This window comes from Pelodictyon luteolum DSM 273 (assembly GCF_000012485.1).
Taxonomy (GTDB): domain Bacteria; phylum Bacteroidota; class Chlorobiia; order Chlorobiales; family Chlorobiaceae; genus Chlorobium; species Chlorobium luteolum.
In genome coordinates, this window is the sequence record NC_007512.1 from 490882 (window position 1) to 507755 (window position 16874).

General features: G+C 58.2%; 16 protein-coding genes and 1 tRNA gene. 11 read left to right on the plus strand and 6 right to left on the minus strand.

Annotation, left to right across the window (positions count from 1 at the left end; all coding sequences use genetic code 11):
* The first annotated feature begins 2 nt into the window (after positions 1 to 2).
* From rfbA to PLUT_RS02200, 9 genes are all read left to right on the plus strand, one after another.
* Positions 3 to 881 (plus strand): glucose-1-phosphate thymidylyltransferase RfbA, encoded by an 879-nt coding sequence (rfbA, locus tag PLUT_RS02160; protein ID WP_011357179.1) that lies wholly within the window; start codon positions 3 to 5, stop codon positions 879 to 881.
* A gap of 68 nt (positions 882 to 949) precedes the next feature.
* Positions 950 to 1534, plus strand: coding sequence for a dTDP-4-dehydrorhamnose 3,5-epimerase (gene rfbC / locus PLUT_RS02165; protein ID WP_011357180.1), 585 nt, complete (start codon positions 950 to 952; stop codon positions 1532 to 1534).
* The gene (gene rfbD, locus PLUT_RS02170; protein WP_011357181.1) at positions 1531 to 2397 is read left to right on the plus strand and encodes a dTDP-4-dehydrorhamnose reductase; all 867 of its coding nucleotides are present in this window, start codon (positions 1531 to 1533) and stop codon (positions 2395 to 2397) included. Before rfbC ends, rfbD begins: the two co-directional genes overlap by 4 nt.
* A 13-nt stretch (positions 2398 to 2410) precedes the next feature.
* Positions 2411 to 3463, plus strand: coding sequence for a dTDP-glucose 4,6-dehydratase (gene rfbB / locus PLUT_RS02175; RefSeq protein ID WP_011357182.1), 1053 nt, complete (start codon positions 2411 to 2413; stop codon positions 3461 to 3463).
* A 21-nt stretch (positions 3464 to 3484) separates the two neighbouring features.
* Positions 3485 to 4471, plus strand: coding sequence for a UDP-glucose 4-epimerase GalE (gene galE / locus PLUT_RS02180; protein ID WP_011357183.1), 987 nt, complete (start codon positions 3485 to 3487; stop codon positions 4469 to 4471).
* 8 nt (positions 4472 to 4479) lie between these two features.
* Complete coding sequence (locus PLUT_RS02185; RefSeq protein ID WP_041463996.1) at positions 4480 to 5895, plus strand: mannose-1-phosphate guanylyltransferase/mannose-6-phosphate isomerase; 1416 nt, start codon at positions 4480 to 4482, stop codon at positions 5893 to 5895.
* A gap of 99 nt (positions 5896 to 5994) precedes the next feature.
* Complete coding sequence (locus PLUT_RS02190; RefSeq protein ID WP_011357185.1) at positions 5995 to 6213, plus strand: hypothetical protein; 219 nt, start codon at positions 5995 to 5997, stop codon at positions 6211 to 6213.
* Positions 6214 to 6362: 149 nt separating this feature from the next.
* Complete coding sequence (ileS, locus tag PLUT_RS02195) at positions 6363 to 9614, plus strand: isoleucine--tRNA ligase (protein WP_041463997.1); 3252 nt, start codon at positions 6363 to 6365, stop codon at positions 9612 to 9614.
* 65 nt (positions 9615 to 9679) lie between these two features.
* On the plus strand, positions 9680 to 10114 hold the full coding sequence (locus PLUT_RS02200; RefSeq protein ID WP_011357187.1) for a TraR/DksA family transcriptional regulator: 435 nt from the start codon (positions 9680 to 9682) through the stop codon (positions 10112 to 10114).
* Between the two features lie 131 nt (positions 10115 to 10245).
* Here PLUT_RS02200 and purF read toward each other — a convergent pair whose 3' ends face one another.
* Positions 10246 to 11739 carry an amidophosphoribosyltransferase gene (gene purF, locus PLUT_RS02205; RefSeq protein WP_011357188.1) on the minus strand — a complete coding sequence of 498 codons (1494 nt, stop codon included), beginning with the start codon at positions 11737 to 11739 and terminating at the stop codon, positions 10246 to 10248.
* 211 nt (positions 11740 to 11950) lie between these two features.
* Here purF and PLUT_RS02210 point away from each other — a divergent pair, with 211 nt between their 5' ends.
* Positions 11951 to 12469, plus strand: a complete 519-nt coding sequence (locus PLUT_RS02210) for a hypothetical protein (protein ID WP_011357189.1) — start codon at positions 11951 to 11953, stop codon at positions 12467 to 12469.
* A gap of 58 nt (positions 12470 to 12527) precedes the next feature.
* Here PLUT_RS02210 and PLUT_RS02215 read toward each other — a convergent pair.
* Positions 12528 to 12600: transfer RNA gene (locus PLUT_RS02215), tRNA-Ala, on the minus strand.
* A 149-nt stretch (positions 12601 to 12749) separates the two neighbouring features.
* Here PLUT_RS02215 and PLUT_RS02220 point away from each other — a divergent pair.
* A complete protein-coding gene (locus PLUT_RS02220; protein ID WP_011357190.1) occupies positions 12750 to 13637 on the plus strand; it encodes a cell division protein FtsX in 888 nt (295 codons plus the stop codon).
* Between the two features lie 12 nt (positions 13638 to 13649).
* Here PLUT_RS02220 and nfo read toward each other — a convergent pair whose 3' ends face one another.
* From nfo to purN, 4 genes are all read right to left on the minus strand, one after another.
* Complete coding sequence (nfo, locus tag PLUT_RS02225) at positions 13650 to 14489, minus strand: deoxyribonuclease IV (protein WP_011357191.1); 840 nt, start codon at positions 14487 to 14489, stop codon at positions 13650 to 13652.
* On the minus strand, positions 14486 to 15472 hold the full coding sequence (locus PLUT_RS02230; RefSeq protein ID WP_011357192.1) for a glycosyltransferase family 2 protein: 987 nt from the start codon (positions 15470 to 15472) through the stop codon (positions 14486 to 14488). Before PLUT_RS02230 ends, nfo begins: the two co-directional genes overlap by 4 nt.
* 89 nt (positions 15473 to 15561) lie before the next feature.
* A complete protein-coding gene (locus PLUT_RS02235) occupies positions 15562 to 16233 on the minus strand; it encodes a 7-carboxy-7-deazaguanine synthase QueE (RefSeq protein ID WP_011357193.1) in 672 nt (223 codons plus the stop codon).
* Positions 16230 to 16832 carry a phosphoribosylglycinamide formyltransferase gene (gene purN / locus PLUT_RS02240; RefSeq protein WP_011357194.1) on the minus strand — a complete coding sequence of 201 codons (603 nt, stop codon included), beginning with the start codon at positions 16830 to 16832 and terminating at the stop codon, positions 16230 to 16232. Before purN ends, PLUT_RS02235 begins: the two co-directional genes overlap by 4 nt.
* Positions 16833 to 16874: the final 42 nt, after the last annotated feature.

Consider the following 16874-nt stretch of genomic DNA (forward strand, 5'->3'; position numbering starts at 1 on the left):
TGATGAAAGGAATCATACTTGCCGGAGGATCCGGCACCCGGCTCTATCCTGTGACGAGGGGGACCAGCAAACAGCTCCTTCCCGTCTACGACAAGCCGATGATCTACTACCCCCTCACGACCCTCATGCTTGCTGGCATCAGGGAGATCCTCATCATCACAACTCCTGAAGACCAACCGTCGTTCATGAAGCTTCTCGGAGACGGGAGCGACTGGGGGATCAGGCTGACCTATGCGGTGCAGCCATCTCCCGATGGTCTTGCCCAGGCGTTCATCATCGGAGAAGAGTTCATCGGCGGGGATGATGTCGCGCTGGTGCTTGGCGACAATATTTTTTTCGGGTACGGGTTCAGCCAGATGCTGCATTCCGCGGTCAAAACAGTCACGGAGGATCGGAAGTCCTGCGTGTTCGGCTATGCGGTCAGCGATCCCGAGCGCTACGGAGTGGCGGAAATCGACGCAGAGGGTAATGTGCTCTCCATTGTGGAAAAACCCGAGCATCCCAAGTCGGACTATGCCGTCGTGGGGCTTTACTTCTATACCGGTGACGTGGTCGAGGTCGCTCACGGCGTGCGTCCCTCCGAGCGCGGCGAACTTGAAATCACCGCAGTCAACGAAGAGTACCTCCGCCGCGGCAAGCTCAAATGCTCCATGCTTGGCAGGGGGTTCGCATGGCTTGACACCGGAACGCACGAGTCGTTCCAGGAGGCAGGCAATTTCATTCAGACGGTTGAGAAGCGGCAGGGTCTGAAAGTGGCCTGCCCCGAGGAGATTGCCTGGCGGAACGGCTGGATCTCCACAGATGCCTTGAAGGAACTCGCACTTCCGCTCATGAAAAACCAGTACGGACAGTACCTTCTTCGGCTGCTTTCGCGTCCTTAGGTGCTCCGTCCGGGCGGTGCTGCTCCGGCCGCCTTCCTGATAACCAATTGCTGCTCTAAGCTGAACCCATGCGTGTAACCGCAACCATCATCCCCGATGTTCTCGAGCTCGAACCCGAAGTGCTGGGCGATCAGCGGGGCTATTTTCTTGAATCCTTCCGTCAGGACGTCATCGAAGAGTCTGTAGGCAGGGTCAGTTTTGTGCAGGACAATGAGTCGAAGTCCCGCCGGGGGGTGCTGCGCGGGCTGCATTTCCAGAAACCGCCCTATACACAGTCGAAGCTGGTGCGCGTGGTGTCGGGCAGGGTGCTCGATGTCGCCCTCGATATCCGTATAGGGTCTCCGTGGTACGGTCGGCACGTGGCCTGCGAGCTTGACGGGGAGCGGAAGAACATGCTCTGGGTGCCGAAAGGGTTTGCTCACGGGTTCGTGGTTCTCTCGGATGAGGCAGTGTTCGCCTACAAGTGCGACAACTACTACATGCCGTCGCACGAAGGCGGCATTCACTGGAACGATCCCGCGCTCGGCATCGACTGGAAGCTCGATCCATCACTCATCCTTGTTTCTGCAAGGGATTCCTCCCTTCCCGGGCTTTCTTCCGCCGACTCGTTCCGCTATGAGGAGTTTTCAGCCGACAGGATCTACCGCCGATGAACATACTCGTTGCAGGCGGCAGGGGGCAGCTCGGTTCTGAGCTGCAGGCGCTCAGAAAGGGAGCGGGTGCACACCGATTTCTCTTTCTTGACCGGCCCGATCTTGATATCACCGACTCCGGAAGCGTCCGAGGGGCGTTTGACCGGTTTCAGCCGGACGTTGTCGTGAATGCTGCGGCCTATACCGCGGTTGATCGTGCAGAAGAGGACCGTGAGGCGGCATTCCTGGTCAATCGGGACGGGGCAGGGGTGCTCGCCGGGTGCTCCCGGGACGCCGGAGCCTTTTTCATCCACGTCTCCACCGACTACGTCTTTGACGGCACAGCCTCGAGGCCATACAGGGAAGAGGATATGCCTTGTCCAGAGGGTGTGTACGGACGCTCGAAGTTCGAGGGGGAACGACTCGTTGCATCTGTCGATCCTTCGCATGCCATCATCAGGACCTCATGGCTCTATTCGGCCTACGGGCAGAACTTCGTCAAGACCATGCTCCGGCTCGGCCGGGAGCGGGAGTCGCTCGGCGTGGTGTTCGACCAGACGGGTACGCCGACCCATGCAGCAGACCTTGCTTCAGCGGTCCTGCACATCGCCCTCCGCCACGATCCGGCATTCCATTACCGTGGCGTCTGGCATTACAGCAATGAAGGAGTCGCCTCCTGGTACGATTTTGCCCATGCCGTGATGGAGTTCGCGGGACTTCCTTGCCGGGTGGAGCCGATCACCAGCAGAGAGTTTCCACAGGTCGCTGTGCGTCCCGCTTACAGCGTGCTCGACAAGAGCGCAGTCAAAAGAGACTGGGACCTCCGGATTCCTTACTGGCAGGACTCCCTCAAGACACTCCTTACTACCATCAACCCCCGCTAAAGGAACATCGGTCATGCATCTGCTCATCACCGGCGGCGCCGGCTTCATCGGCTCACATGTGGTGCGCCACTTTCTTTCGGCCCATCCCGACTGCCGCATCACGAACCTCGACAGTCTAACCTATGCGGGCAACCTCGCCAACCTCCGTGATGTCGAGGATAATCCCCGCTACACTTTCCTGAAGGGAGATATCACCGACAGAGGCTTCATCGACCGGCTGTTCGGCCAGACGGATATCGAGGGCGTGATCCATCTTGCAGCCGAGTCGCATGTCGACCGCTCCATCGCCGACCCTACGGCCTTCGTCATGACGAATGTCATCGGCACGGTGAACCTGCTCGACGCCGCACGCCGGCACTGGAACGGGAGGTACGAAGGCCGGAGGTTCTACCACATATCCACCGATGAGGTCTACGGTTCACTGGAGAAAGGGACCGGGATGTTTACCGAAACCACCCCCTACGACCCGCACAGCCCCTATTCGGCCTCAAAGGCCTCCTCCGACCATTTCGTCAGGGCTTATCACGATACCTACGGCCTGCCGGTGGTCATCAGCAACTGCTCGAACAACTACGGGCCGTTCCAGTTTCCCGAAAAGCTCATTCCGCTCTTCATCAACAACATCCGGAACTCAAAGCCTCTGCCGCTGTACGGAAAAGGGGAGAACGTGCGCGACTGGCTCTGGGTCGAGGACCATGCCCGGGCCATTGATGTTATCTACCACCGGGGGCGTGACGGGGCGACCTACAATATCGGCGGGCACAATGAGTGGAGCAACATCGACCTGGTCCGGCAGCTGTGCCACATCATGGACGAAAAACTCGGACGCAGGGCGGGGGAGTCGGAAAAGCTCCTCACGTTCGTGACCGACCGGGCCGGCCATGACCTCCGCTACGCCATCGACTCCTCTCTTCTGCAGCGTGAACTCGGCTGGGTTCCCTCCCTCTCATTCGAAGAGGGCCTTCAAAAAACGGTGGAGTGGTATCTTGCAAACGAAGAGTGGCTCGGCGGCGTGACCTCAGGAGCCTATCAGCACTATTACGAAGCCCACTACGGCGGGCGTTAACCCTATTACCGGCCATCCATCATGCAGATTCTCGTAATCGGCGGAGCAGGCTACATCGGCAGCCACGTGGTTCGCGCTTTTCTTGACAACGGCCACGAGGTCACGGTGTTCGACAATCTCCAAACCGGCCTCAGGGAGAACCTTTTCAGGGATGCATCATTCATCCACGGCGACATCATGAACCCGCTCCAGCTCCGGGCCGCCATGGCTTCGGGTTTTGACGGGTGCGTGCACCTTGCAGCCCTGAAGGCGGCCGGCCAGTCGATGCTCGAGCCCGAGGCATACGCAGAGTCAAACCTCACCGGAACCATCAACATCCTTGCCGAGGCTTCACGGGCCGGTATCGGCCGCATCATCTTCTCTTCCTCGGCGGCAGTCTACGGCAGCCCCGCATACCTGCCCATCGATGAGGAACATCCGAAAAATCCCGAGAACTTCTACGGGTTCACGAAGCTCGAAATCGAGCGGCTCCTCGAGTGGTTCGACCGCTTGAAAGGCATGCGCTATGCAGCCATCCGGTATTTCAATGCTGCGGGCTACGATACAGATGGGCGTATCGGGGGGCTGGAACTGCAGCCCGAAAACCTGCTGCCCATTGTGATGGAGGTGGCTGCCGGCATGCGCCCCGAGCTTTCCATCTACGGCAACGACTATCCGACGAGAGACGGCAGCTGCATCCGGGACTATGTGCATGTCTCGGACCTTGCCGACGCCCACGTCAGTGCATTCGACTATATCGGGCGCCATGAGCGGAGCCTCTCGGTGAACCTCGGGAGCGAGCGCGGGGTCACGGTGCAGGAAATGATCGAGCGCGCCCGCGCCATAACCGGCAGGCCTATTCCGGCAGTCATTGCAGGCCGGAGGGCGGGTGATCCCGCCGAACTTGTCGCATCCTCCGTAAAAGCCCGCGAACTGCTTGGCTGGGTGCCGCGCTTCAGCGACGTCGACACCCTCATATCCTCCACATGGAAAATGTACGAGCGAACCCTTGCAGCAAAAACCCTATGAGCGCACCGATGATCGTACCAGTCATCCTTTCCGGGGGAGCCGGGTCGCGGCTCTGGCCGCTGTCGCGCGCCCTCTATCCGAAGCAGCTCCTGCCGCTCTGCTCGGAAAATACCATGCTCCAGGATACGGTCGGCCGGCTTCGCGACCTGCCGGGCCACGGCCCCGTCTATTGTGTCTGCAATGAAAGCCACCGGTTCCTTGTTGCCGAGCAGCTGCGGGCAACCGGCGTTCCTGTGGGCGGCATCATCCTTGAGCCCGTAGGCCGCAATACCGCTCCTGCGGCTGCGGTGGCCGCCATGCTTCTTGAGCGGAAGCATCCGGGTGCCCTCATGCTGCTGCTGCCGGCCGATCACGTCATCGCCGACGGGGGGGCGTTCGGCGCCGCCATCGAAGCCGGTGCTGAAGCTGCCCGGGAGGGAGGACTCGTGACTTTCGGCGTCGTTCCAACCGCTCCCGAGACCGGGTACGGCTATCTGAAGGCTCCCGCTGAAGGCGGAGAGGGCCTTCGGCCCCGCAAAGTTGAGCAGTTTGTGGAAAAACCCGACAGAAAGACGGCCGAGCGGTATCTCGAAAGCGGGGGGTACTATTGGAACAGCGGCATTTTCCTTTTCAGCGCGAAAGCCTTTCAGGGCGAACTCCAGCTGCATGCACCCGAGATGCTTGCGGCATGCAAAAGAGCCCTTGACGGGGCTTCGGAAGACCTTGATTTTCTCCGCCTCGACCGGGATGCATTTATCTCCTCTCCGTCTGATTCCATCGATTATGCCGTCATGGAGAAAACAGAGCACGCTTTCCTTGTCCCGCTCGATGCGGGCTGGAACGATGTCGGTGCATGGTCGGCGCTCTGGAGCGTGCATGAGCGAGATGGCTCGGGGAACGTGACGAAGGGTGACGTCCTCTTGCAGGACGTCAGCGACAGCTACATCCATGCTTCGAGCCGACTCGTTGCCGCCGTTGGCCTTGAGCACCACATTATCGTCGAAACGTGCGATGCCGTTCTTGTCGCCTCGAAGGACCGGGTACAGGACGTGAAGCTGCTCGTCGATGAGCTTAAAAAGCAGAACCGCGAGGAGGCCGACATCCATCGCAGGGTGTTCCGTCCCTGGGGCTCATACGAAACCGTCGACCAGGCCGAGCGCTTCAAGGTCAAGCGCATCACGGTGAACCCCGGTGCGGCGCTCTCTCTCCAGAAACATCTGCACCGCGCTGAACACTGGATCGTGGTCCGCGGCACTGCCAGGATTACCGTCGAGGACCGGGAGGTGACGCTCCATGAGGATCAGTCGACCTACATCCCTGTCGGCTCCTTCCACCGGCTCGAAAACCCTGCTGAAGTTCCTCTCGAGCTCATCGAGGTCCAGACCGGCGGTTATCTCGGCGAAGACGACATCATCCGGGTGGATGACCGCTACGGAAGGAGCTGAGGGTTCCAGGGCGCGGGCTTTGACGGAAAAATATAAAATCGTAACTTCCCCTAATTGAATCAGAGCGCGATAAGCATAAACCATAAATACCTGCAGATTATGGCTGAAGAAATGAAAACTCCCGCCCCGGCACCACAGCAGAAAGGCGGAGATGTCGTGAAAGGTGATTTCGCCACCATTCTTGTCGGTGTCGGCACCCTCCTCGACAATACCCTCACCCCGCTCGGTAAAATGGTTGCCGACGCTCTCGACTCCCTTACGGTGGTCGCAAAGCAGATACTTGACGGCGTCAACACTTCGCTCGGCGACAGGAAGTAATACGGGCCATTTTCGATTCCGGCCGGCGCCGGAAGAAATCGGAATGCAGGTTTCCAGGCAAGCTTTTCACAACGGGGAAGGCTTGCCTGTACTGTTTTAATGGCTGATTCTTGTATATTGATTTTTTTTGAATGATCTCACGCAACACCATGTCCGATAAATTTGCCGAGTATCCCTCCAGCATGCCTTACAGCGAGATGGAGGCTGCGGTGCTCACCTACTGGAACGAACACGACATATTCCATAAAAGCCTGGAGGAACGGCCTTCCGACCGGGTTTTTTCGTTTTATGAAGGCCCCCCGACTGTCAACGGAAAGCCCGGCGTGCACCACGTGTTCAGCCGCACCATCAAGGACGCCGTCTGCCGCTACCGGACGATGCAGGGATACCGGGTTCCGCGCAAGGCGGGATGGGATACCCACGGCCTTCCGGTCGAGATTTCCGTAGAAAAGAAACTCGGACTGAAGAACAAGGCGCAGGTCGAGGAGTACGGCGAAGGGGAGTTCAACGCGGAGGCGCGTGCACTCGTCTACCATCATATCGACGACAACCGGGAAGGCTGGGGTAAACTCACCGAGCGGATGGGTTACTGGGTCGACATGGACCATCCCTACATCACCTGTGAAAACAACTACATCGAGTCGGTCTGGTGGGCACTGAAGACCATTTTCGACAAAGGACTGATCTATAAAGACTACAAGATCGTTCCCCAGGACCCCAAGTCCGAGACGGTGCTCAGTTCGCATGAACTTGCACTCGGCTATAAGGAGGTCAAGGACCCGAGCGTCTACGTGAAGTTCCCTCTGAAGGGAGACGGTGCGTCGTTCCTTGTATGGACCACCACGCCCTGGACACTCATTTCCAATGTGGCGCTGTCGGTCGGAGCTGATATCGGGTACGTGAAGGTGAAGCATGCCGAAAGCGGCGAAGTGCTGATCCTTGCCGAATCCCGCCTGCAGGTACTACTTGAGAAGAATGAAGAGGGCCAGAGCCTCTGGAATGTGGTTGAGCGGATCGAGGGCCGTGCGCTCGAAGGCCTGGAATACGAGCCGCTGTTCGACCATTTTTCACCTTCCCGCAAGAGCTGGTACGTTACCCTCGGTTCGTTCGTCTCGACGGGGGACGGTACCGGCATCGTGCACATCGCGCCCGCATTCGGCGCCGACGACTATGAGGTGTCGAAACAGTACGACCTGCCGATGCTGCAGCCGGTCGGTCGCAACGGCTGCTTCACCGCCGAGGTCCCCGAGTATGAGGGGATGTTCTTCAAGGATACCGATCCGCTCATCATCACGCGGCTGAAAGAGGAGGGGAAGCTCTACAGGAAAGAGACCATCACCCATACGTATCCGTTCTCATGGCGCTACGACGTGCCGGTCATCTACTATGCGCGTGAGTCCTGGTACATCCGCACGACCAGCATCGCGGACCGGATGGTGGAACTCAACAAAACCATCAACTGGTGCCCGCCCGAAATCGGGTCGGGCCGGTTTGGCAACTGGCTCGAGGAGAACAAGGACTGGGCGCTCTCACGAGAGCGGTTCTGGGGTTCGCCGCTGCCGGTATGGGTGGCGGAGGATTTCTCGATCGGCGACGATGCCGCTTCCGGCAAAATGTTCGCAGTCGGTTCCATTGCCGAACTCCGTGAAGGGTTCATCGATATCGACGGCAGCCGTATGGTGCTTGGCGAGGCCTTGGATCAGGGGCTCGCGGAGCTTGACCTCCACAAGCCGTTCGTTGACAGGATCTATTTCATCCGCGACGGGGTCCGTTTCACCCGTACTCCTGAACTGATCGACGTCTGGTTCGACAGCGGGTCCATGCCGTTTGCCCAGCTGCACTATCCGTTCGAGAACAGGGAGCTTTTTGAGCAGACCTTCCCGGCGGACTTCATCGCTGAAGGGGTCGACCAGACAAGGGGGTGGTTCTACACCCTGCATGCCGTTTCGACCCTTCTCTTCGACCGCCCGGCCTACCGGAACCTCATCGTCAACGGCCATATCCTTGACAAGAACGGGCAGAAAATGTCGAAGTCGAAGGGCAACGTGGTCGATCCGTTCGAGACCATGCAGAAATACGGTGCCGATGCAATCCGCTGGTACCTCCTCGTGGCAAGCCCTCCCTGGCGGCCGAAGTCGTTCAACACCGAAGAGATCGAAGAGGAGCAGAGGAAGTTTTTCCGTGCCTACATCAACAGCTACAACTTCTTCGTGCTCTACGCCAACGTCGACGGCTTCACGGGCAGCGAGCCTGCAGTGCCGCTTCTTCAGCGCTCCGAGCTAGACCGCTGGGTGCTCTCAAGCCTCTCGAGTCTCGTCGGCGGGGTGCACAGCCGCATGGAGCAGTACGATCTGACCGGTGCGGCGCGTCTCGTCGACGATTTCATTGTCGATGACCTTTCGAACTGGTACATCCGCCGTTCACGCAAGCGGTTCTGGAAAAGCGACATGGGCCCCGACAAGCTGGCCGCATACCAGTCGCTCCACCAGTGCCTTGAAACCCTGGCGAGGCTGCTCGCTCCGTTCACCCCGTTCCTTGCAGAACGGATCTACCTGAACCTGCATGCCCTCAAGGGGACCACCGGACGGGAATCGGTCCATCTTGCTGAGTTCCCGACCATCGATAACGCTGCCGTTGACCTGCCGCTTGAGCGCCGGATGAAGAAAGCGCAGATCATCACCTCGCTGGTCCGGACCATGCGTGAACGCGCCTCAATCAAAGTTCGCCAGCCGCTATCACGGATCCTCCTTGCCGTTGCCGACAGCACGGAGCGCGAAGAGTACCGCCTTGTGGCCGACATCATCACCGAAGAGGTCAACGTGCTCAATATCGAGTATGTCGACGAGGACGGCTCCGTCATCAGCAAGAAGGTGAAGCCGAACTTCAAGACACTCGGACCGAAGTTCGGAAAGGATATGAAGCAGCTTGCCGAAGCGGTCCGCTCGATGAGCCATAAACAGATTGCCCACCTCGAAAAAGAGGGGAGCCTTACCCTCGAGTGGGCTGAAAGGTCGTTCGACATCCTCCGCGGGGATGTGGAGATCATGCATGAGGACATCGAAGGGTGGCTTGTCGCCTCGGATGAGGCGCATGGCATCATGGTCGCACTCGACACGGAGATGAGTGAAACGCTCGAAATGATGGGCCTCTCGCGGGAACTGGTCAGCAGGATCCAGTCCATGCGGCGTGAAAGCGGACTGGACATCACCGACCGGATCCGCCTGCGGGTCGAGGGCTCGGAAAAACTTCTCGAGGCGGTGCAACGAAATGATGCGTATATTAAGGACGAAACACTCGCTACGGCTCTTGAGCTCGCTCCGCTCGATCCCGAAGCCCATCGGCCGACCGTTGCCGAAACGGTGAACGGCGAATTATGCCGTATCGCGCTTGATAAATCCTGAGTGGAATGGTATTTTAACTCTCCTTTTTTACGGTATACCGTTAGAATCAGAAAATCTGAAGTGTTATGACCAAGAAAAGCAGCAGTGCATCAAAAAAGGACCAGGAGATCATTGAGGAACCGGTGCTCAACAAGACCTATCTGACGGACGAGGAGCTTGAACATTTCCGCCAGCTTCTCCTGAAGCGTCGTGAGGAGGTCCTGCGCGACCTCGACATCCTCCGCTCATCACTTTCGGACGAGAACGTGGAGGATTCGATCAACTCGAACTACTCCATGCACATGGCCGACCACGGCACTGAAACCATGGATCGTGAGCAGCGCTTCATGTTCATCGCCCGTGACGAGAAATACATCGGCTACATTGACCAGGCGCTCGACAGGATCCGCAACCGCACCTACGGTATCTGCATCAAGTCCGGCAAGCCCATCCCGAAGAAACGACTCGAAGCCGTTCCGCATACCGCAGTCCGCATCGAGTTCAAGCAGGGGAAAAAGTAGGCGGACCCTTCCGTCCTTCAGAAAACCGGGTACGCGCCGAACACAAGAGAGCCCGTCCAGCATGCCAGCATGCGGGACGGGCTTTCTGCGTCGAAGGAGTGAGGAGCGGGGCGGGGGGGGCTGCCGTGTCTCTAGTCGTTTTCCTCCTTGTCGGTGGTCGCTTCGTTGACCTGGATGGGATAGTCTCCGCTGAAGCATGCGGTGCAATAGCTGCAGCTTTCGCCCTCAAAAGAGGGGACGCTGTTTATAAGCCCCGGCATCGAGAGATAGGTGAGGGTGTCGACACCGATGTACTCCCTGATCTTTTCGATCTCGTCAACCTCATTTTCAATCGAGTCGAACATGTGGGTGAGCAGCTGGCGCTTGGTGGGGAAGTCCATGCCATAGAAGCAGGGATTGGTGATCGGCGGCGAGCTGATGTGGAGGTGAATGGCCTTCGGGTCGGCTTCGCGGATCAGCTTGATCAGCATCCTTGCAGTCGTTCCCCGTACGATTGAGTCGTCGATGAGGATGATCGGCCGGTCCTGAAGGACGCCCCGGACGATGTTGTATTTGGAGCGGACCTTGATGTCCCGGCTCTGTATGCCGGGCTGGATGAACGTTCTTCCAACATAGTGGTTGCGGATCAGCCCGTGCTCGAAGCGGGCTGGGCGGCCCGCCCGGTTGCTTTCGCGCACGAAGCCAAGTGCGGCGGTGTTTGACGAGTCGGGGACGCTGACGACGGTCAGTTCCTTCTCTCCTGGAGTCTGTTCGATCGATGACTCCCGGGCAAGGTTCTTTCCGAGATTGCGGCGGACCTTGTCGACCGAGTTGCCGAATATGAAGCTGTCGGGGCGTGCGAAGTAGACGTATTCGAATATGCAGCGCGCCTTGCGTTCAGAGGGGGGGAGAAAGAGTGATGTCGGTTTTTCGTTGGCCACCGCAAGGTGGTCGATGAGAAGGATTTCTCCGGGTTCGATGTCGCGGATGTATTCAGCCTGGATGATGTCGAACGCGCAAGTTTCACTTGCAATGACGTAGGCGAGTTCACCTGTGAGCGGGTCGGTTTTCTTGCCGAGCGCCAGCGGCCGGAACCCGTAAGGGTCGCGGGCTGCGATCATCTGGTTGTTGGCGAGCAGCACCATCGAGTAGGCTCCCTGAACCTGCTGGAGCGCTTCGTAGATCTGCTGCACGGGTTCCTTTTCACGACTGCGTGCGGCAAGATGCGGGATGATTTCGGTATCGGACGAGGCCTGGAAGATGACTCCGAGTTCCGTCAGTTCGTTGCGGAGTTTCCTGGCGTTGGTCAGGTTGCCGTTGTGGGCTATGGCCAGACTTCCGGAGCGGTATATGAGGGAGAACGGCTGAATGTTGTTCGTCGACTTGGCCGAGCCGGTCGTCGAGTAACGGTTGTGGCCGATTGCCGCATAGCCACTGAGGGTGTCGAAGACTGTTTCGTCGCGGAAGACTTCCGAGACGAGGCCCATGCCCTTGTGCTGCTTGAAGATTGTCTTTTTCCGGGCCTTGCTGTAGTCAGCAACCACAATCCCCGCTGCTTCCTGTCCCCGGTGCTGAAGGGAATACAGACCATAGAAGGTGTCTTCCGCAGGAGTTTTTGAATTGAAGATGCCGAAAACTCCACACATAGGCCTTGGGGGTGTTAAATTTGTGTAAACTTCCGAGCACCATAAAATGGCGATTGCCAAGTGAAACTTCAAACCCAAAATTGAAAATAATCACTTCTGTGGCATTGCGTCCTGAAGGGGGTTTTTCTCACCTATGGGAATTACCTGCAGCTATCGGCTGTTATAGTGCCATATTGCACGAAAACCCGCAACCCTTATACCCGTTGACATCATGAAAAACACTTCCGCAGCTCCGACCGTTCCCAGCCCCGCCCTATGGCTTGCCATCACGCTGCTCTGGGGTACCGTTTTCTATGCTACCTCGGTCTACATGCTGCGGCTGGCTTCGCAGCAGCTCGCTGGCGGCCTGTTCGATCCTTCGGGGGAGGCAGTCCTCAATGTCTATGGCATGCATGCGGTGCTTCTGGTCTCATTCGCCCTTATTGCAATGACTGCCAGAATGGCGTTGGACCCCGGTGCAAACAGCCAGATCCGGAGGTGGGAGGCGGTAAAGGGCGGTTACGGCGAAAAGGTGTTCATTTCGCTTTCCGGAAGCATCGCCACGGGATTTTTCTTCACCATCCTGACTGCCCTTACCTGGACTGCATCCTCGGAACTGTTCCCGGCAGGTTCGGCCCTGAGTCTTTCCGTGGTTTTTCTGGCATCGTTCTACAATATCGGTGCGGGGCTTTCGGCTTCGCTGCTTGTGGGCCTGGTGTTCTTTCTTTCGGGCATTGGAAAGAAGGCCTGAGGGGCGGTGGAGACAAAAAAAAAGCGCGGGCGGGTGCGCCTGCGCTTTTTTTTCGGGGTGGAGCTAAGGAGACTCGAACTCCTGACCCTTTGCATGCCATGCAAATGCTCTACCAACTGAGCTATAGCCCCGATTGGAAGCTTTAATTAAAAGAAAAAAAACTTGTTTTTGCAACTAGTTTTGCTGATTCTTTTACTGTAACCCCAGATAGGGGGTTCTGAAACCTGCAGAATATTGCAGAAAGTCGCTTTCAACCCCAAGCATTCCATTTCTTTCATCCATGTCACTCCGCTTCATTGTCAGGGAAGGGTTTTCAGGCATCTCGAGAGCCCGTGTGCCCGCTGCCCTCACCGTCACGATCAGCTTTTTCGCCCTTGTTCTCCTGGGGCTTTTCGGTACCGTCTCCCTCGGGTTTTATGACATCATCCAGGAGCTTCGCGGCCGGGTGGAACTGGAAGTGTTTTTCAGCGATGCCATGCCCGCCGCGGAAGCCCGCGCCGCATCCATGAAGATGCAGGATCTCGCGGGTGTCAAAGAGAGCCGGTTCATCGACAAGGATGAGGCCCGGAAGATCTTTACCGGGGATTTCGGAGAGGACGTCGTCACCATACTCGGTTCGAACCCCCTGCCCCGTTCAATCCGGCTCCGCTTTCATCCGGCGTATGCTACTCCCGACAGTCTTCAGCCCATCATGGCTGCCGTGCGAAGCATTGCCCCCGGATCCGATATCCGGTACAACAAGGCATTTCTTCTTGAGATTGAGAAGAACGCCCGCCTCTTCACCATCATCACCGGTTCCATCGGCCTCTTGATTTCCATGGCGACCGTGGTGATGGTCGGCTACACCATCCGTCTGGCCATGTACTCAAGGAAAGAAAAAATACGGACCATGCGCCTTGTCGGTGCTTCCGCCTCGTTCATTGCTTCCCCATACCTCCTGGAAGGTGCCCTCGAGGGCCTTCTGGCCGGACTGCTGGCCTCGGGCGCGCTCGCCCTTATTTTCGAGCAGGTGCTCCAGCGTTATGAGCCCGGCCTCTATCTCGTGCTGCAGAGTTCCGCCCTTCTGGCGTACCCTTCAGTTGCCCTGCTCGGTATCATACTCGGCCTCTTCGGCAGTGCACTCTCGGTCTCGAAGTACCTGCACTCCGCATCCCGCGTGCTCCGGTAACGTTCCGGCTCTCTACTGCAGGCCGTAGAGCATTCTGATCTCCTCCGCCCATCCGTCCGAGTCGGGGGTTTCAAGAATGAGGGGGATCTCTTCGAATGCAGGGCTCTGCATGACGAGGCGGAATGCGTCCAGCCCTATTTTTCCCTTTCCCACACATGCGTGCCGGTCGAGCCGGCTGCCGACCGGGTGCAGTGCGTCATTGAGGTGCATGCCCCTCAGGTACCGCATCCCTACGACCCTGTCGAACTCCCTGAAGGTCTCTCCTGCCGCATCCGCTGTTGCGAGGTCGTAGCCGGCGGCAAAGAGGTGGCAGGTGTCAAGGCAGACCCCTACACGTGACTTGTCGTCGGTCATTTCAATCAGCGCTGCGAGCTGCTCGAAACGGTTCCCAAGGTTCGTTCCCTGTCCAGCGGTGTTTTCGATGACGGCGGTCACGCAACTCGAGTGTTCAAGAGCCATGTTGATCGAATCTGCGATGCGGCGGAGGCACTCGTCCGGAGTGGAGAGGTTGAGATGGCTCCCGGGGTGGAAGTTCAATAGCTCAAGCCCCAGAGATTCTGCCCGCTGCATTTCGTCGATGAACGCAGCACGTGAGCGTTCCAGTTTCAGGGGGTCGGGATTGCCGAGGTTGATGAGGTAGCTGTCGTGGGGGAGGATGTGGCGCATCTCGAACCCCCCGTCGGCACAGTTTTGCCTGAAGGCCTCGATTGAAGCGGGAAGGAGCGGCGGAGATTTCCACTGCCGCTGGTTTTTCGTGAAGAGAGCGAACGCCGTGGCACCGATTGCCCGTGCGTTCAAGGGGGCGTTTTCAATGCCGCCAGCAATGCTGACATGAGCTCCTAACCGTTTCATTCTGAAATCTTTTGTTGCTGTTCCGGAGTGAGGTTCAGGGTATCACGGATCAGAAAACTTTCCCTCGCGCCGGAGGTTGTCGAGAGCATCTCTCCAAGAAGGCCTGTTGAGAAAAGCTGGACGCCGAGGATCAGGAGGAGGATGCCGAGAAAAAGGATCGGCCGGTTGCTGATGTAGCGGTTGTTGAGGACTTTGTCGAGGGTGACGTAAGCGCTGACGCTGAATCCGAGCAGAAAGCTGACTAGGCCCGCCATACCGAAGAAATGCATGGGTCGGCGGAAGTAGCGGGTGATGAAGAGGACTGCGAAGAAGTCGAACAGCCCTTTGAGGAAGCGTGCCGATCCGTATTTGGTGCGGCCGTATCGGCGCCTGCGGTGCAGGACGGGCAGTTCAGCAATCCGGTACCCTTTCCATGCAGCAAGCACCGGGATGTAGCGGTGCATGTCACCGTGCAGCTCGATGCTTTCGGGCACTTCGCGGCGGTAGAGTTTCAGGCCGCAGTTGATATCGTGCAGCCGGACGCCGGTGAAGAGGCGTGTGGCGGCGTTGAAGATGCGGGAGGGGACCGTTTTGGTGACGGGGTCGTTCCGGTGAAGTTTCCAGCCGCTGACCAGGTCGTAGCCCTCAAGAAGCTTTTCGAGCAGGGGGCGTATGGAGCGGGGGTCGTCCTGAAGATCGGCGTCGAGGGTGCATATGAACAGTCCCTCCGCTGCCCTGAATCCGGCTGAAAGGGCCGCTGTTTTCCCGGAGTTTTTCCTGAATGAGATGAGTTTTACTTCCGGCACCGTTTCTGCAATCGCTTTTGCCGCCTCGCCTGAGCCGTCGGTCGAACCATCGTCCACCAGAATGATTTCATGGCTGAATGGTTCAGGCAAAAGGCCGTGAAGCAGGGGGTCGGACAGGGCGCCGGAAAGTTCTCCGACGAGTTCCGGGATTGATTCCCGTTCATTGTAGAATGGTACGACGACGGAGAGTGTGATCACGGGGACGACTATATGTTGAGTAAGCGATTGACAGAAAGGTACAAACTCCTCCCGATGGAGCCAAACGTCCCCGGGCTGGATCGCTGCGGCTATACCCCGCGGTCCATGCCGGGCCATATGTACCGGTGGAGCTGCAGCTGCATGCGGACATGCAGCCGGTCTTCGAGGATCCAGCCGGCCAGCTCGGATGGGTGGATTGTTCCGGCTATCGGCCCCATCATGACGGTGCAGGCTTCGGCAAGCCTGGTGTCCTTTAGGATACCGCGGGCCCAGAGGTAGTCCTCCCGGTCGGCGGCAACGATCTTGAACTCATAGCGTTTTCTCTCACCCTCTCCCGCATTGAGGGCAATGTCGATGTTTTCCATGCAATTCTCTTTATCCCTGCCCGAAGAGGGTGGCTTCAGGTCAATGACCTTATGTACCCTCGGGTCGACATCCCGGACGGAAAGGAACCCGCCGGTTTCCAGCATGACGCCTCCTCCTCCGTCACAGAGAGCGTGCAGCAGTTTGTGGACTGCAGGCTGCTCGAGCGGTTCTCCGCCGGTCACTTCGATGAGGTGCGCATGGTAGCGGCGGGCTTCATCGATGGTGTCGCCTATCGAGAGCCGGCGTTCTGCCGTTTTGGCATAGGTTGTGTCGCAGTAACGGCAGCCGTGGCTGCAGCCGGCGAGCCGGATGAAGGTGCATGGCCAGCCGGCAAAGGATGACTCTCCCTGAATGGAGTGGAAGATTTCGCTGATCTGGAGGATGGTGCCCGTCATTGCCTGAAGCGCAGAAGGAGTTTTTCGAGGGCTTCGGGGTAGATGCGGTGCTCGCACTCAAGGACTCGTGCCGCAAGGGTTTCTGGCGTGTCTCCCTCCATCACGGGCACCGTTCCCTGCAGGAGGATTTCGCCCCGGTCGTACTCTTCGTCGACGAAGTGCACACTCGCCCCGCTCTGTTGTTCCCCGGCGGCAAGGACCGCCGTATGGACATGGATGCCGTACATGCCCTCCCCGCCGAATTTCGGCAGGAGTGCGGGATGGATGTTGAGGATGTTGCCCCGGTATGCCACGGTGACTTCTGCCGGGATCTTGCGCATGTAGCCGGCAAGCAGAATGGTCTCTATGCCGTACGCTTCCAGCGCCTGGATCATTGCCCGGGCGAACTCTTCCTGCCCGTTGAACTGTTTCTCCGAAATATGGAGAGTGTCGATTCCCTTCCGGCGGGCGAACTCCATGGCTCCGCACTGTGAGCGGTTGGAGATGCAGAGGACTATCTCGGCCTGGAGCCTGCGCTCCGCAATGGCCTTGTGGACCGCCATGAAATTGCTTCCCGTTCCGGAGCAGAACACCGCAAGCCGTCTTTTCGGGTTACTCATTTCCTGAATATTTTCTTACATTTCCGCTTCATAAAGCTGTTC

Coding starts and splice junctions, on each gene's coding strand:
- purN (WP_011357194.1), bottom strand. CDS start 16,832: ATGAGTAACCCGAAAAGACGGCTTGCGGTGTTCTGCTCCGGAACGGGA.
- nfo (WP_011357191.1), bottom strand. CDS start 14,489: ATGAAACGGTTAGGAGCTCATGTCAGCATTGCTGGCGGCATTGAAAAC.
- PLUT_RS02190 (WP_011357185.1), top strand. CDS start 5,995: ATGGCTGAAGAAATGAAAACTCCCGCCCCGGCACCACAGCAGAAAGGC.
- PLUT_RS02210 (WP_011357189.1), top strand. CDS start 11,951: ATGAAAAACACTTCCGCAGCTCCGACCGTTCCCAGCCCCGCCCTATGG.
- PLUT_RS02185 (WP_041463996.1), top strand. CDS start 4,480: ATGATCGTACCAGTCATCCTTTCCGGGGGAGCCGGGTCGCGGCTCTGG.
- PLUT_RS02200 (WP_011357187.1), top strand. CDS start 9,680: ATGACCAAGAAAAGCAGCAGTGCATCAAAAAAGGACCAGGAGATCATT.
- rfbB (WP_011357182.1), top strand. CDS start 2,411: ATGCATCTGCTCATCACCGGCGGCGCCGGCTTCATCGGCTCACATGTG.
- PLUT_RS02220 (WP_011357190.1), top strand. CDS start 12,750: ATGTCACTCCGCTTCATTGTCAGGGAAGGGTTTTCAGGCATCTCGAGA.
- purF (WP_011357188.1), bottom strand. CDS start 11,739: ATGTGTGGAGTTTTCGGCATCTTCAATTCAAAAACTCCTGCGGAAGAC.
- rfbC (WP_011357180.1), top strand. CDS start 950: ATGCGTGTAACCGCAACCATCATCCCCGATGTTCTCGAGCTCGAACCC.
- galE (WP_011357183.1), top strand. CDS start 3,485: ATGCAGATTCTCGTAATCGGCGGAGCAGGCTACATCGGCAGCCACGTG.
- rfbD (WP_011357181.1), top strand. CDS start 1,531: ATGAACATACTCGTTGCAGGCGGCAGGGGGCAGCTCGGTTCTGAGCTG.
- PLUT_RS02235 (WP_011357193.1), bottom strand. CDS start 16,233: ATGACGGGCACCATCCTCCAGATCAGCGAAATCTTCCACTCCATTCAG.
- ileS (WP_041463997.1), top strand. CDS start 6,363: ATGTCCGATAAATTTGCCGAGTATCCCTCCAGCATGCCTTACAGCGAG.
- rfbA (WP_011357179.1), top strand. CDS start 3: ATGAAAGGAATCATACTTGCCGGAGGATCCGGCACCCGGCTCTATCCT.